This is a genomic window from Ruania suaedae, from assembly GCF_021049265.1.
Taxonomy (GTDB): Bacteria; Actinomycetota; Actinomycetes; order Actinomycetales; family Beutenbergiaceae; genus Ruania; species Ruania suaedae.
Genome location: NZ_CP088018.1, coordinates 1,768,802 through 1,783,335, shown reverse-complemented (window position 1 = coordinate 1,783,335; position 14,534 = coordinate 1,768,802). Strand labels below are relative to the sequence as shown.

The following is a 14,534-nucleotide window of genomic DNA, read 5'->3' as shown; positions in this document are numbered from 1 at the left end:
TCTTTTCCGTCCACGACCGGCGAGGTGACCCGTGGCTCTTCCCCCACTCACGCCCGAGCAGCGCGCGAAGGCGCTCGAGAAGGCAGCCCAGGCGCGTGTGACGCGCGCCGAGGTCAAGAATCGCCTCAAGTACTCCGGTGGCAAGCTCTCCGAGGTGATCGCCGAGGGCCAGCGCAACGACGCCGTCGGCAAGCTGAAGGTGCTCGCGTTGCTCGAGTCGCTGCCCGGGGTCGGGAAGGTGACCGCGCGCACCGTGATGACCGAGGTGGGGATCTCGGAGTCGCGCCGTGTGCGCGGGCTGGGTCCGCAGCAGATCGCCAAGCTGGTCGAGCGGTTTGGCTGAGCGGCCGATCGATCGCGCCCGTCTGACCGTCCTGGCCGGCCCCACGGCCGTGGGGAAGGGGACCGTCTCGGCTGACGTGCGCGCCCGCTACCCGCACGTGTGGCTGTCGGTCTCCGCGACCACCCGCCGCCCCCGGCCCGGTGAGGTCGACGGCGTCCACTACCACTTCCTCGACCCCGACGACTTCGCCGGCATGGTCGCCTCCGGCGAGTTCCTGGAGTGGGCGGTCGTGCACGGGCGCAACTCCTACGGCACGCCGCGCGGGCCCGTCGAGGAACGCCTCGCCGCCGGCCGCCCGGCCCTGCTCGAGATCGATCTGCAAGGCGCACGCCAGGTCCGCCAGACGATGCCCGAGGCACAGTTCGTCTTCCTCGCCCCGCCGAGCTGGGAGGAGCTGGTGCGGCGGCTGGAGGGCCGCGGGACCGAGGACGCCGAGGAGCGGGAGCGGCGCCTGGCGACGGCCCAGGTGGAGATGGCCGCGGCAGCGGAGTTCGACCGCACGATCATCAACGACGACGTCACCCGCGCGACCGACGAGCTCGTCTCGCTGATGGGCGTCGACCAGCTCGGCACGCCGAGCAGGTAGCATGGACCGCTGGTGGCGGGCCAGGCATGCTTGGACGCTCCCGCTGCCACGCACCGACTAATGCGAGGGATCCACCATGACTGGAATTGTTGCTGCTCCCGAAGGCATCACCGACCCGCCCATCGACGACCTGCTCGAGGCCGCGGACTCCAAGTACGCGCTGGTGATCTACTCGGCGAAGCGCGCCCGGCAGATCAACGCCTACTACGCCCAGCTCAACGAGGGCCTGCTCGAGTACGTCGGGCCCCTGGTCGAGACCAAGCCGCAGGAGAAGCCGCTCTCGATCGCGATGCGCGAGATCAACGAGGGCCTGCTCACGGCCGAGAAGACCGAGGGCTGAGTCTCACCATGCGCATCCTGCTCGGCGTGAGCGGGGGGATCGCCGCCTACAAGGTGCCCTCCGTCCTGCGCTCGTTGCGGGAGGACGGTCACGCCGTCCGGGTCATTCCGACCCGGGCGGCGCTCGACTTCGTGGGCACGGCCACCTGGGAAGCGCTGAGCGGGCAGCCGGTGACCACCTCGGTCTTCGACGGCGCGGAGTCGGTGGACCACGTGCGCCTCGGTCGCGAGGCCGAGCTCGTCGTCGTCGCACCGGCCACGGCGGACCTGCTGGCGCGCGCCGCGGCCGGGATCGCCGACGACCTGCTCACGGCCACCCTGCTCACCGTCACGTGCCCGGTGCTGCTCGCGCCGGCCATGCACACCGAGATGTGGCAGCATCCGGCCACCCGCGCCAACGTGGCGACGCTGCGCGAACGCGGTGTCCACGTGCTCGACCCGGCCGTGGGCCGCCTCACCGGCGCGGACTCAGGCCCCGGGCGGATGCCCGAGCCGGAGGACATCGTGGCCGCCGCGCACCGGCTGCTCGCGGGCACGCCTGAGGATCTGGCCGGCCGTCGCGTCGTCATCAGCGCCGGCGGCACGCGCGAGCCGCTCGACCCTGTGCGCTTCCTCGGCAACCGCTCCAGCGGCCGCCAGGGCGTGGCGCTGGCGCGGAACGCGGCCGAGCGTGGTGCCGAGGTCGAGCTGGTCGCCGCCAACGTGGAGGCTGCGGTGCTGTCGGGCCTGCCGGGCTCCGTGGCCGTCACCCCGGTGGAGACCACGGCGGACCTGCAGGCGGCCATGCAGGCGGCCGCCGATGATGCCGACGTGCTCATCATGGCCGCCGCCGTGGCCGACTTCCGCCCGGCCGGCGCCCGCGCGGACAAGACGAAGAAGAACCCGGACGGCAGCGTCGAACCGCTCGAGCTCGTCCAGAACCCCGACATCCTCGCGGGTCTCGTCGCCGAGCGGCGCCCGGGGCAGGTCGTCGCCGGGTTCGCGGCGGAGACCGGCGATGCGGACGGTTCGGTGCTCGACCACGGTCGCGCCAAGGCGCGCCGCAAGGGGGCGGATCTGCTGGCCGTCAACGCCGTGGGCACCGCGCTCGGTTTCGGCGATGTGCCGAACGCCGTGCACCTGCTGGACGCCGCGGGTGAGGACCTGGGCGAGGGGGCCGGAAGCAAGGACGACGTCGCCCGCGTGGTGTGGGACGCCGTCGTGAGGCTTCTCACCCACTGATCGGGGCCGGTGACGGCGACGGCCGGCCCCCGCACGCGCCGGTAGGCTCTCGGGGTGACCCTCCGCCTCTTCACCTCCGAGTCCGTGACCGAAGGACACCCCGACAAGGTCGCGGACCGCATCTCCGACTCGATCCTCGACGCGATGCTCGAGGCCGACCCGGCGTCCCGGGTGGCCGTCGAGACGCTGGTGACCACCGGCCTGGTGCACGTGGCCGGTGAGGTCACCACCGAGAGCTATGTGGAGATCCCGCGGCTGGTGCGTAGCGTGGTCAACGCGATCGGCTACACCTCCTCCGACATCGGCTTCGACGGTCACTCCTGCGGGATCTCCCTCTCGATCGGGCAGCAGTCCCCGGACATCGCCGCCGGTGTGGACAAGTCGCTGGAGCTGCGCACCTCAGCCGCCTCGGCGGAGTCCGGCTTCGATTCCCGGTTCGACGAGCAGGGCGCCGGTGACCAGGGGCTCATGTTCGGCTATGCCACCGACGAGACACCCGAGCTGATGCCCCTGCCGATCCTGCTGGCGCACCGGCTGAGCGCGAGGCTGACGCACGTACGCAAGAGCGGCATCGTGCCGGGCCTGCGGCCCGACGGCAAGACCCAGGTCACCATCGCCTACGACGGTGACCGCCCGGTGGCCGTGCGTACCGTCGTGGTCTCCACCCAGCACGAGGCCCAGGTGCGTCTGGACGAGGACCTCGAGCCGGCGGTCCGCGAGCACGTGGTCGAGCACGAGCTGGCGCGCATCGCCGCGGACCTCGACATCGACGTCAGCAGCTACGACCTGCTCGTCAACCCGACCGGGACCTTCGTGGTCGGCGGGCCGATGGGGGACGCCGGCCTCACCGGACGCAAGATCATCGTCGATACCTACGGCGGGATGTCGCGCCACGGCGGCGGCGCCTTCAGCGGCAAGGACCCCTCGAAGGTCGATCGTTCGGCGAGCTATGCCATGAGGTGGGTGGCCAAGAACGTGGTGGCCGCCGGGCTGGCGCGGCGCTGCGAGGTCCAGGTCTCCTACGCCATCGGCCGGGCGCACCCGATCGCGGTCTACGTGGAGACCTTCGGCACCGAGACCGTGCCGGTCGAGCAGATCACCGCCGCGATCTCGCAGGTGTTCGACCTGCGGCCGGCGGCGATCATCGACGCCCTCGACCTGCTGCGCCCGATCTACGCCCTGACCTCGACCTACGGTCACTTCGGACGCGAGCTGCCGGAGTTCACCTGGGAGCGCACCGACCGCGTCGACGCCCTCCGCGCCGCGGTCTCCTGAGGCCGGGGGCGCGCTGGTGCGAGATGTCACCGGCCCGTGATGGGATCTGATGCCGTGGACTCCCGCCAGCCCAGTCTCCTCGATCCGGCCTCGGTCACGCCCGCGCGCCCTGTGACCCACGCCGGCGTGGCGCAGGTACTCGTGGACGTCCCACTTCCGCACCTGGACCGCACCTTCGACTACGCCGTCCCACCCGAGCTGGACGGCGAGGTCCACCCGGGCGTGCGGGTGAAGGTGCGTTTCGCCGGACAGGAACGGGACGGCTATGTCGTCGGGCGGACGCGCGGCTCCGAGCATGCCGGATCGCTGTCACCGCTGCGCAAGGTGCCCTCAGCCGTGGCGGTGCTGACCCCGCAGATCCTCCGGCTGGCGCGGTCGGTGGCACGCCGGTACGCCGGCACGACGACGGACGTGCTGCGCCTGGCGCTGCCGCCCCGCCACGCCACGGCCGAACGATCGGTGCTGGAGGCCCTGCCCGAGGCCACCGACACGCGGATCCCGTGGGCCGCGGATGCCGGCGGTCCGGCGGCGGAGACTGCCGGCGTGCTCCCGGACCCGCAATCGCTGGCGGAACCGTTGCCCGGCTCGGCCGTGCGGTCGTGGCAGCCCTACAGCGGGGGAGAGGCGTTCCTGCGTCGGGTAGCCGCGGGGCAGTCGCCGCGGGCGGTCTGGTGCGCCCTGCCGTGGGCGGCAGGCGTGGAGGAGGCGTCCGAGGCGACGGAGGCGGCACCGCACTGGGCGCAGGCGGTGACCGGGGCGGTCCAGGCCGCACGTGCCGGCGGCCGGGGAGCGCTGGTGTGCCTACCCGATCAGCGGGATGTGGCGAGCCTCGGACAAGCCCTGACCACGGCGGGTGTCGAGCACGTGGTGCTGACGGCCGATCAGGGTGCCTCCGCGCGCTACCGGCGCTTCCTCCTCGCTCTGACCGGGCAGGCGGCGGTGGTGATCGGTACCCGGTCGGCCGCCTTCGCGCCGGTGCAGGACCTCGGGTTGGTGGTGTGCTGGGACGACGGTGACGATCTCCACGCCGAGCAGCGCGCGCCGTATCCGCATCTGCGTGATGTCCTCTGCCTGCGGGCCGAGCAGGAGTCCGCGGCGGCGCTGATCGGCGGGTTCGGGCGGACACCGCACGCCGAGATGCTGGTGACCGAGGGGTGGGCGCGATCGGTGCAGGCGAGCCGGGCGACGGTGCGCGCCGGGACGCCGAGAGTGAGTGCACCGAGTGACGTCGACCTGGCGCGCGAGGGCGCGGCGGGGCGCGCCCGGGTCCCCGGTGCGGCGGTGCGGCTGGTCCGCCGCGGACTGGCGGAGGGGCCTGTGCTGGTCCAGGTGCCGCGGTCGGGATACCTGCCGGTGGTCGCGTGCCAGACGTGCCGCACCCCGGCACGCTGTGGCGAGTGTCACGGCCCGCTCGCGCTGGACCGGCCCGATGCCACCCCCCGGTGCCGGTGGTGTGGCCGGTGGCAGACGCGCTGGCAGTGTGAGGTGTGCGAGGGCACGCGGGTGCGAGCCGCGCGCGTGGGCTCGGACCGGACCGCGGAGGAGCTCGGCCGGGCCTTTCCCGGCACTCCTGTGCTCGTCTCCGACCGGGACTCCGGGGTGACCGCGCAGGTGGACGCACGCGCGCGGCTGGTGGTGGCGACGCCGGGCGCCGAGCCGGAGGCGGAGGGTGGGTACCGCGCCGGGCTCCTGCTCGATGCCGCGGTGCTGACCGGACGCCCGGAGCTGGGCGCGGCCGTGGAGGCGCTGCGGCGATGGCTGCGTGCGGCGGCGTTGGTCCGCCCGGACGCGGAGGTGATGCTGCTCGGACAGGGGGCACCGGTGCCCGTGCAGGCGCTCGTGCGCTGGGACCCGGTCGGCCACGCGCAACGCGAGCTGGACGAGCGCGGCGAGCTCGAGTTCCCGCCGATCACGCAGTGGGCCGCAGTGACCGGCGATGCGACGGCGATCCGGCTCTTCGGCTCGCGGGTGCGGTTGCCGGAGGGCGCTGTCACGCTGGGGCCGGTGCCGGTGGAGGAGACCGGGCCCGACGGCGAACCGTGGGTCCGGCTGCTGGTGCGGTGCCCGCGGGAGCAGCGTGACGAGCTGGGCCGGGCGCTGGCCGAGGCGGTCGCGATCCGCAGCGCCAAGAAGGAACCGGGAACGCTGCGCGTGCGGGTCGATCCCGACCGCGTGGTGTGAGGAGAAGGGATGACGCGCATGATCCGCACGGTGGTCTTCGACTTCGGGCAGGTGCTGGTGCACTGGGACCCGACCCGGGTTTGGGAGGAGGAGATGTCCTCCGAGGACGCTCGTGCGATGTTGCACGAGGCCGACTTCTTCGCGATCAACCGCCGCCTGGACGCGGGAGCCCGGTGGGCGGACGTGCGCGGCGAACACGAGGCGGCGCTGGGGGAGCGGGTCGAGCTCGTCGATCGGTACCTGCGGGACTTTCCCCGGTCGCTCGTCGCGCCCGTGGACGGCATGGAGGAGCTGGTGCTGGACCTGCAGCGGGCGGACGTGCGCACCCTCGGCTTGACGAACTGGTCCGCGGAGACCATCCAGCACGCGCCTGCGGCGGCACCGGCGATCGCGCTCATGGAAGGCGTGGTGGTCTCGGGTGAGGTCGGGGTGGCCAAGCCGGACCCGGCGATCTACCGGCTGTTGCTGGACCGGTTCGATCTGGAGGCCTCCGAGACGGCGTTCGTGGACGACTCACCACCGAACGTCGAAGCGGCGCGCGAGGCGGGAATCCACGCCGAGGTGTTCGCCGGTGCCGATGCCTGGCGCCGGACGCTGCGCGAGTGGGGTGCGCTCTGAGCATGGACTGATCCTGCTCTGATGCTCGAACCTGCTCTGACCTGGGGTGATGGGTCAGTGTCGGTGGTCGGTGGGAGGCTTCTTTCATGACCTCGACAGCCACCGCTTCCTCCTTCTCGGCTCCGGCCGAGCGAGAGGTGCTGGCTGCCGTGAGGGCCAATGGGGTGGCGGCTCGGGCGGTGGAGGTCGAGCGCGCGGAGTTGGTGCTGGCGTGGGTGCGTGAGTCGGTCGTGGACCCGGAGGAGACGACCCAGGACGCGGTCTTCGACCCCGACGTTCATGTCGGGGTGCCGGGGACCGAGCAGCCGATGCGGCTGGCTGGGGAGGGTGCCCCGTGGGTGGCCGATCTCGGTTTCACCCGCCTGGCCGCAGCACTGGGACAGTCCAACGAAGCCGCCATGAACTACGTCGGTGCGGTGGTCGAGCTGGCCTACCGCCTGCCGGTGCTGTGGTCCCGGGTCAGGGCCGGGCAGGTCAGTGTCCATCGGGCCAGGACGGTGGCCCGGTTGAGCAAGAAGCTCCCCGCCGCTGGTGCCGCCTGGGTCGATGCCCAGGTCGCCTGGACGATCGGGACGTGCTCGGTGGCTCAGATCGAACGCACCGTGGCTGCGGCGGTGGCGAGGTTCGACCCCGACCAGGCCGAGAAGGACCGCGAGGCGGCGTTGGAGGGGCGACGCGTCGACATCGACCTCGATCAGGTGGCGACCGCGACCGATCCCAGCGCGGGTGCGGTCATCACCTTCGGCGGCGGCCTCGACCTCGCCGACGCACTGGACCTGGAAGCAGCCATCTCCGCCCGCGCGGCCGCGTTGACGGCCCTCATGCCCGGTGCCAGTGAGGACGTGCGCCGCTCGGTCGCCCTCGGCGACCTCGCCCGCGGCCACACCTCCCTGGCCCGGGCCACCGGCGACGATGACCGTGCCAGTGACTCCGGCGACCCCAACGGGCGCACGGTGTTGCTGTATCTGCACCTGGCCGCCGGCGACCTCACCCACGACGGGTCTGGGGTGGGGCGGTGTGAGAACACCCGCTCCCCGATCACCGCTGAGCAGGTCCGCACCTGGTGCGCCACCGCCGGTCGGGTCCTGGTGCGGCCGGTGATCGACCTCAACACCGACTACGCGGCCACCACCTATGAAGCCAGCCCCAGGCTGCGTGAGCAGGTCATCCTGCGCGATGGCACGTGCCGGTTCCCGTTCTGCCACCGCAGCGCTCGGGCCGGCGACCTGGACCACATCGACCCCCACGAGGACGGCGGGCCCACCACCTCGACCAACCTGGCAGCCCTGTGCCGGCGCCACCATCGCGCGAAGACGCACGCGGGCTGGACCTACCAGGTGATCACCCCCGGCACTTACCACTGGGCCAGTCCCGACGGCGCGGCCTATCTGGTCACCCCCGCCGGCACCTTCGACCTGCCCGGCTCACCGGGGACCGCAGCGACTTCGACCGCACGGGTGCGCCAACGAGCCTTGGACTCGATGCGCACCGCCGCCAAGGCGATGCCGTCCGTCCTCCCCGCGGGCAGCCACCAGCAGCACGCGGTCCCGGCAGCACCGGTAGCACCGACCCGCCACCCTTCTGATCACCCCGCCCCGGACCCCGCCGACCACCACCGCCGACGGGGACACCGGCACGTGCAGGGCACGCCGCGGACCTAGACTGCGAGGCATGCGTGTTGTGTTCGCGGGCACGCCCGCCGTCGCCGTGCCCTCCCTGCACGCGATCCTGGCCTCGAGCCACGAGGTCGTCGCCGTCCTGACCCGGCCGCCCGCCCCCGCGGGCCGCAAGCGCGTCCTGACGCCGAGCCCGGTACACGAGGCGGCAGAGGAGGCCGGCCTGCCCGTCATCACCTCCGACCGGCCGCATGAACCGGAGACCGTCGAGCAGCTCCGCGCACTCGCACCGGAGGTCTGCGCCGTCGTGGCCTACGGGGCGCTCCTGCGCGAACCGGCACTCTCCCTGCCCCCGCACGGCTGGATCAACCTCCACTTCTCGCTGTTGCCGGCCTGGCGCGGCGCCGCACCCGTCCAGCACTCGATCATGGCCGGTGACGACGTGACCGGTGCCTCCACGTTCCGGATCGAGGCCGGGCTGGACACGGGCCCGGTGATCGGCACGATGACCGAGACGGTCCGGCCCTGGGACACCAGCGGCGACCTGCTCGACCGGCTCGCCGAGGCCGGACCGGCCTTGCTGGTCTCCTCCCTCGACGCCCTCGCCGACGGCACGGCCTCCCCGCAGCCCCAGCCCGACGAGGGCGTCAGCCTCGCCCCACGCCTGACCGCGGACCACGCCCGGGTCGACTGGCGCCGCCCCGCGATCGCCATTGACCGCCAGATCCGCGGCTGCACGCCCGCCCCCGGTGCCTGGACCACCCGAGCCGGCCAGCGGGTCAAGCTCGGGCCTGTCCGGCCCATCGATGACACCGGCACCCCCGGGCTGGCGCCGGGGCAGCTGTCCGTCACCTCCGACGGCCTCCTCGTCGGGACCGGGACCTCTCCCGTGCGGCTCGACCGGATCGCCCCGCCCGGCAAGTCCTGGATGTCAGCCGCCGACTGGGCGCGCGGTGCCAGACTCGGCGAGGACGACGCGTTCGAGTCGGAGGAGGCGCGATGAGCGAGGACCGCCGCGGCCGACCCAGCACCGGCCGGCCGAACGGCTCCCGGGCGCGGACCGAGCGCAGGCCCCAGGATCGCGCCAAGACCGCCGATCCGGCCCGCCGGGCCTCCTACGACACGCTGCGCATCGTCGAGGACTCCGACGCCTACGCCAACCTCACGCTGCCCCCGATGCTGCGCGAGCGTCACATCACCGGCCGCGACGCCGGTTTCGCCACCGAGCTGACCTACGGCACGCTGCGCTACCGCGGCCGCTACGACGCGATCATCGACACGGTCGTCGACCGCCCGCTCGACCGGCTCGACCCGCCCGTGCTCGACGTCCTCCGGCTCGGCGCCCACCAGCTGCTCGCCATGCGGGTGCCCGACCACGCGGCCGTCTCGGCCACCGTCGGCCTGGCCCGCGCGACCGTCGGCGCCGGATCAGCACAGTTCGTCAACGCGATCCTGCGGCGGATCGCCGAACGTCCGCTCGCGCAGTGGCTGGACATCATCGCCGCCGAGCAGCCCGACGAGACGGCCCGCCTGGCCCTCACGACCTCCCACCCCGCCTGGATCGTCCGGTCGTTGCGGCAGAGTCTGTCCGCCACCCCCGACGGCGCCACGGACCTACCCGCGTTGCTCGAGGCCGACAACACCGCACCGGCCGTCACCCTGGTGCTGCGGCCCGGGCTGGCCACCGATGCCGACGCCCCCGAGACCCGGCCGACCCGCTGGGCGCCGACCGCGCGCTCCCTCGAGCACGGGGACCCGGGCGCACTGACGGCGGTGCGTGAGTCCCGGATCGGGGTCCAGGACGAGGGCAGCCAGCTGGTGACCCTCGTGGCCGCCGCCGCGCCCGTCGAAGGAGAGGACTCCCGCTGGCTCGACCTGTGCGCCGGCCCCGGTGGCAAGGCCGCCCTGCTGGGCGCCCTGCTCGCCGAACGCGCCCCCGACGGCGAGCTGCTCGCCAACGAGATCTCGGCCCACCGGGCCCGCCTGGTCGAACAGTCCATGACGGCGGTCCGCCGGGTCCTTCCCGGACTGAGCGTGCGTACCGGGGACGGGCGCGAGCTGGGCGAGGAGCACCCCGGCGGCTTCGACCGGGTCCTCGTGGATGCCCCCTGCACCGGGCTAGGCGCGCTGCGGCGCCGACCGGAGTCACGGTGGCGCCGGAGCCTCTCCGACCTGGCCACGCTGGGCCCCCTGCAGCGCGAACTGCTGACCTCCGCGCTCGCCGCGACCCGGCCCGGGGGAGTGGTGGCCTATGTCACGTGCTCACCGCACCTGGCCGAGACCCAGACGGTGGTGACGGACGTGCTCAAGCGCGCCGAGCACGCCGAGGTCCTCGACGCGGTCGCGATCACCGAGCAACTCGTCGGCGCCCCCGTTCCCGGCCAGCAGGGCCACTATCTACAGCTGTGGCCCCACCGCCACGGCACCGATGCGATGTTCCTCGCGCTCATCCGCCGATGACGCCCGGCGATACGCTGGCGGACATGGACGTTCCCATCCTGATCTCACCCAGCGTGCTCAACGCGGACCTGGCCGACCTCACCCGCGAGATCGGCCGCATCTCCAGCGCCGACTACGTGCACCTGGACGTGATGGACAACCATTTCGTACCGAACATGACCTTCGGGCTACCGGTGGTGGAGCGTGTGCTGGCCACCACCGATGTTCCCGCAGACGTGCACCTGATGATCGACGCCCCCGACACCTGGGCCCCCGCCTTCGCCGAGGCGGGCGCGGCGTCGGTGACCTTCCACGCCGAGGCCGCGACCGCGCCGGTACGCCTCGCTCGCGAGCTGCGTGCCCAGGGCGCCCGGGCGGGTCTGGCGCTACGGCCGGCCACCGGCATCGAGAGCTATCTCGACCTGCTGCCCGAGTTCGACATGGTGCTGGTGATGACCGTCGAGCCCGGATTCGGCGGGCAGTCCTTCATCACCGGCACGCTGCCGAAGATCCGCCGCACCCGTGACGCGATCACCCGCTCAGGAGCCGACGTATGGATCCAGGTCGACGGCGGAGTCTCGCGCGAGACCATCGGTGCGGCCGCCGAGGCCGGGGCGAACATCTTCGTGGCCGGCTCGGCCGTCTACTCCGCCGAGGACCCCGTCGAGGAGATCGCGGCGCTGCGCGAGGCCGCCACGGCAGCGTTCCGCCCCTGAACGTCCACCCGGTCGCCTGTGCCAGAATAGGACCAGAGACCAACGTGCTCCGGGGTCGGTGAAAGTCCGAGCCGGCGGTGACAGTCCGCGACCCGATCGCAAGATCGGTTGACCTGGTGGAACTCCGGGACCGACGGTGAAAGTCCGGATGGGAGGAAGCACGCGGTGTCATGACACATGACGCCGTCGGTCGACGCGCGCCGCGCACGTCGTCCACCCCGGGTATGGCTGGGGAGAGGACGAGTCGCCGTGGCACGCAGGATGACGCAGTCGCGACCGGCTGACGCCGCCGACCTGGTCGGATCCTCCGTCTTCGCCCCGTTGGTCCTCGGGGCGGCCGGCCTGCTGCTGTGGCAGCTCCTCGCCGTGCTGACGCCCACCCGCGTGCTACCCGCACCGAGCGCCCTGGCGGTACGCCTGGTCGCCGAGATCGCAGACGGCGACATCATCGGCTACGCCGCGACCACCGCCACCGAGAGCCTGCTCGGCGGGCTGATCGGCCTCGCCGTCGCCCTGCCGCTGGGTTACCTGCTGGCCCGGTCGCGACTGGCCTCCGCCGCGCTCGGCCCCTATCTGGCCGCCACGCAGGCGATCCCCGCCGTCGCGCTCGCCCCGTTGATCGTGCTGTGGTTCGGCTACGGCCTGCTGCCGGTGGCGCTGCTGTGCGCGCTCCTCGTCTTCTTCCCGATCGTGGTCAACACCACCCTCGGCCTGACCACGCTGGACGAGGAGATCCTCGGTGCGGCCCGTCTCGACGGTGCCGGACGATGGCGCCTGCTCGCCCACATCGAGGCACCGCTCGCGCTGCCGGCAGTGCTCGCCGGCGTCCGCAACGGGTTCGTCCTGTCGATCACGGGCGCCGTGGTGGGCGAGTTCGTCATGGGCGGCCAGGGACTGGGCCTGCTGCTCTCGATCTACCGTGACCGCTCCGACACCGTCGGCATGTTCACGACCCTGCTCGTCCTGGCCGCCGGTGCGGTCGGTTTCTACGTGCTCGTCCGAGCCTGGGAGAGAAAGGTCAGATGGTGAAGATCCACCGCAGCCTGCCGGCTGCCCTCGCCCTCGTCGCCGCCGCGCTGGCGGCCTGTGCGCCGCCCGAGGAGGCGGGGGACGCCCCGGCCGACGCGGAGCTGACGATCGGGCTCACCTACGTGCCCAATGTGCAGTTCGCCCCCTTCTACCTCGCCGCGCAGCGGGGCTACTTCGACGAGGCCGGCGTCGACGTCACGCTGCGCCACCACGGGGAGTCCGAGGACCTGTTCGGCGCGCTCTCCGACGGCACCGAGGACGTCGTGGTGGCCGGCGGGGACGAGATGATGCAGGCGCGCGACTCCGGCATCCCGGTGGTGAGCATCGCAACGCTGTACGAGACCTACCCCGTCGCGCTGATCGTGCCGGACGACTCCGACCTCACCGCACCGGCCGACCTGGACGGGCGCACCGTCGGGGTGCCCGGACCCTTCGGTGAGACCTGGTTCGGGCTGCTCGCGATGCTCGACCAGGCCGGCCTGAGCCAGGAGGACGTGCAGATCGAGTACATCGGCTTCACCCAGCAGAGTGCTCTCTCCGAAGGGCACGTCGACGCCGTGATGGGCTACCGGAACAACGACGTCCCGCAGTTCGCCGCCACCGGCCTGGACGTGCGCGCCGTGGAGCTGGGGGAGGTGCCGCTGGTCGGCATCGGCATGGGAACCACCGACGCCCTCACCCAGGAGCAGCCCGAGGCGCTACGCGCGGCCGTCGAGGCGGTCGGGCGCGCCCTCGAGGACATCGCCGCCGACCCGCAGGCCGGCGTGGACGCCGCCATCGAGGAGATCCCCGGCACCGTCGACGCGGAGCAGGAGGCCATCATGTCCGCCACCATGGCGGCCACGGTGCCGCTCTACGGCAGCACCGGACCCGGGTGGGGGGTCCATCGCGGGCCCTGGGCGGAGATGTCGGAGTTCCTGGCCGGGGTCGAGCTGACCTCCGCCCCGGTGCCGCCCGGGGAGGCCTATACCGACGCCTTCGCCGAAGACCAGTAGGCTCTGCGGCGTGAAAACCTTCGACGACCTCTTCGCCGAGCTCCAGCACAAGGCCCGGACCCGCCCGGAGGGTTCGGGCACCGTCGCAGAGCTGGACGCCGGCGTCCATGCCATCGGCAAGAAGATCGTCGAGGAGGCCGCCGAGGTGTGGATGGCGGCCGAGTACCAGAGCGAGGCGGAGACGGCCGAGGAGATCTCCCAGCTCCTCTACCACCTGCAGGTGATGATGCTCGCCCGGGGCCTGACGCCCGAGGACGTCTACGAGCACCTGTGAGCACCGGAACCACGCGCCAGACCCCCGCCACCACGTGAGAAGAAGGACCCCCGTGCTCAGAATCGCCGTGCCCAACAAGGGCTCCCTGTCCGAGCCCGCCAGCCAGATGCTGCGCGAGGCCGGATACCGTCAGCGCCGGGACGGCCGCGAGCTGGTGCTGCCCGACGAGGAGAACGACGTCGAGTTCTTCTTCCTGCGCCCCCGCGACATCGCCGTCTACGTCGGCGAGGGCGTCGTCGACGCCGGCATCACCGGCCGCGACCTGCTGCTCGACTCCGGCGTCCGGGCCATCGAACACCGAGCTCTGAACTTCGCCGGCTCCACCTTCCGCTTCGCAGGGCCGCCCGAGCAGGTGCAGACCCTCGCCGACATCGACGGCAAGCGGGTGGCCACCAGCTATGCGCACCTGGTCGGCACCTACCTGCGCGAGCGCGGTATCACCGCCCATGTCGTCCGCCTCGACGGCGCGATCGAGTCGACCGTGCGCCTGGGGGTCGCCGACGTGGTGGCCGACGTGGTGGAGACCGGCGGCACCCTGCGTGCGGCGGGTCTGCACGTCTTCGGCGAGCCGATCCTGCGTTCGGAGGCCGTGCTCATCCGCCCCGATGACGGCGAAGAGCCGAAGCCGGGGCTGGCCACACTGGACCGCCGGCTGCACGGGGTGCTGGTCGCCCGTCAGTACGTCCTGATGGACTACGACTGCCCGGTCGACCGGGTGGAGGCCTGCGTGGCCATCACCCCGGGACTGGAGTCACCCACGGTCTCGCCGCTGCACGACGACAAGTGGAAGGCGGTGCGTGCGATGGTCCCGCGCAACCAGACGAACCCGATCATGGACGAGCTGTACGAGCTGGGGGCACGCGCCATCATCGTCACCGGCATCCACGCCAGCCGGCTGTAGC

General features: G+C 72.5%; 15 protein-coding genes and 1 riboswitch. All 15 genes read left to right on the top strand.

Annotated elements, in window-relative coordinates; genetic code table 11:
* Nucleotides 1-31: 31 nt before the first annotated feature.
* Nucleotides 32-343: an integration host factor, actinobacterial type gene (gene mihF, locus LQF12_RS08290; protein ID WP_231052476.1), complete on the top strand. Its 312-nt coding sequence runs from the start codon at nucleotides 32-34 to the stop codon at nucleotides 341-343.
* Nucleotides 336-929 (top strand): guanylate kinase, encoded by a 594-nt coding sequence (gene gmk, locus LQF12_RS08285; protein ID WP_231052475.1) that lies wholly within the window; start codon nucleotides 336-338, stop codon nucleotides 927-929. Before mihF ends, gmk begins: the two co-directional genes overlap by 8 nt.
* Nucleotides 930-1,005: 76 nt before the next feature.
* Complete coding sequence (gene rpoZ, locus LQF12_RS08280; protein ID WP_231052474.1) at nucleotides 1,006-1,269, top strand: DNA-directed RNA polymerase subunit omega; 264 nt, start codon at nucleotides 1,006-1,008, stop codon at nucleotides 1,267-1,269.
* A gap of 8 nt (nucleotides 1,270-1,277) precedes the next feature.
* On the top strand, nucleotides 1,278-2,489 hold the full coding sequence (gene coaBC / locus LQF12_RS08275; protein WP_231052473.1) for a bifunctional phosphopantothenoylcysteine decarboxylase/phosphopantothenate--cysteine ligase CoaBC: 1,212 nt from the start codon (nucleotides 1,278-1,280) through the stop codon (nucleotides 2,487-2,489).
* 54 nt (nucleotides 2,490-2,543) lie between these two features.
* Entirely contained in the window at nucleotides 2,544-3,764 is a 1,221-nt protein-coding gene (gene metK / locus LQF12_RS08270) for a methionine adenosyltransferase (RefSeq protein WP_231052472.1), read from the top strand.
* A 39-nt stretch (nucleotides 3,765-3,803) separates the two neighbouring features.
* Entirely contained in the window at nucleotides 3,804-5,945 is a 2,142-nt protein-coding gene (locus tag LQF12_RS16415; RefSeq protein WP_290370750.1) for a primosomal protein N', read from the top strand.
* 9 nt (nucleotides 5,946-5,954) lie between these two features.
* Nucleotides 5,955-6,563, top strand: coding sequence for an HAD-IA family hydrolase (locus tag LQF12_RS08260; protein ID WP_231055476.1), 609 nt, complete (start codon nucleotides 5,955-5,957; stop codon nucleotides 6,561-6,563).
* Between the two features lie 86 nt (nucleotides 6,564-6,649).
* A complete protein-coding gene (locus tag LQF12_RS08255; RefSeq protein WP_231055475.1) occupies nucleotides 6,650-8,224 on the top strand; it encodes an HNH endonuclease in 1,575 nt (524 codons plus the stop codon).
* A 10-nt stretch (nucleotides 8,225-8,234) separates the two neighbouring features.
* On the top strand, nucleotides 8,235-9,182 hold the full coding sequence (gene fmt, locus LQF12_RS08250; RefSeq protein WP_231055474.1) for a methionyl-tRNA formyltransferase: 948 nt from the start codon (nucleotides 8,235-8,237) through the stop codon (nucleotides 9,180-9,182).
* On the top strand, nucleotides 9,179-10,639 hold the full coding sequence (locus LQF12_RS08245; RefSeq protein ID WP_231055473.1) for an RsmB/NOP family class I SAM-dependent RNA methyltransferase: 1,461 nt from the start codon (nucleotides 9,179-9,181) through the stop codon (nucleotides 10,637-10,639). The genes fmt and LQF12_RS08245 overlap by 4 nt, the downstream gene beginning before the upstream one ends.
* 23 nt (nucleotides 10,640-10,662) lie before the next feature.
* On the top strand, nucleotides 10,663-11,334 hold the full coding sequence (rpe, locus tag LQF12_RS08240; protein WP_231055472.1) for a ribulose-phosphate 3-epimerase: 672 nt from the start codon (nucleotides 10,663-10,665) through the stop codon (nucleotides 11,332-11,334).
* A gap of 41 nt (nucleotides 11,335-11,375) precedes the next feature.
* Nucleotides 11,376-11,499, top strand: a riboswitch (FMN riboswitch).
* 84 nt (nucleotides 11,500-11,583) lie between these two features.
* Nucleotides 11,584-12,363: an ABC transporter permease gene (locus LQF12_RS08235; RefSeq protein ID WP_231055471.1), complete on the top strand. Its 780-nt coding sequence runs from the start codon at nucleotides 11,584-11,586 to the stop codon at nucleotides 12,361-12,363.
* Complete coding sequence (locus tag LQF12_RS08230; protein ID WP_231055470.1) at nucleotides 12,357-13,358, top strand: ABC transporter substrate-binding protein; 1,002 nt, start codon at nucleotides 12,357-12,359, stop codon at nucleotides 13,356-13,358. The genes LQF12_RS08235 and LQF12_RS08230 overlap by 7 nt, the downstream gene beginning before the upstream one ends.
* A gap of 10 nt (nucleotides 13,359-13,368) precedes the next feature.
* A complete protein-coding gene (locus LQF12_RS08225; RefSeq protein ID WP_231055469.1) occupies nucleotides 13,369-13,632 on the top strand; it encodes a phosphoribosyl-ATP diphosphatase in 264 nt (87 codons plus the stop codon).
* A gap of 52 nt (nucleotides 13,633-13,684) precedes the next feature.
* On the top strand, nucleotides 13,685-14,533 hold the full coding sequence (gene hisG / locus LQF12_RS08220) for an ATP phosphoribosyltransferase (protein WP_231055468.1): 849 nt from the start codon (nucleotides 13,685-13,687) through the stop codon (nucleotides 14,531-14,533).
* The last annotated feature ends 1 nt before the right edge of the window (nucleotide 14,534 follow it).

Excerpts from the sequence above, each read along its gene's own strand:
- rpoZ (WP_231052474.1), top strand. The coding sequence starts at position 1,006 with ATGACTGGAATTGTTGCTGCTCCCGAAGGCATCACCGACCCGCCCATC.
- coaBC (WP_231052473.1), top strand. The coding sequence starts at position 1,278 with ATGCGCATCCTGCTCGGCGTGAGCGGGGGGATCGCCGCCTACAAGGTG.
- LQF12_RS16415 (WP_290370750.1), top strand. The coding sequence starts at position 3,804 with ATGGGATCTGATGCCGTGGACTCCCGCCAGCCCAGTCTCCTCGATCCG.
- LQF12_RS08260 (WP_231055476.1), top strand. The coding sequence starts at position 5,955 with ATGACGCGCATGATCCGCACGGTGGTCTTCGACTTCGGGCAGGTGCTG.
- LQF12_RS08255 (WP_231055475.1), top strand. The coding sequence starts at position 6,650 with ATGACCTCGACAGCCACCGCTTCCTCCTTCTCGGCTCCGGCCGAGCGA.
- fmt (WP_231055474.1), top strand. The coding sequence starts at position 8,235 with ATGCGTGTTGTGTTCGCGGGCACGCCCGCCGTCGCCGTGCCCTCCCTG.
- LQF12_RS08245 (WP_231055473.1), top strand. The coding sequence starts at position 9,179 with ATGAGCGAGGACCGCCGCGGCCGACCCAGCACCGGCCGGCCGAACGGC.
- rpe (WP_231055472.1), top strand. The coding sequence starts at position 10,663 with ATGGACGTTCCCATCCTGATCTCACCCAGCGTGCTCAACGCGGACCTG.
- LQF12_RS08230 (WP_231055470.1), top strand. The coding sequence starts at position 12,357 with ATGGTGAAGATCCACCGCAGCCTGCCGGCTGCCCTCGCCCTCGTCGCC.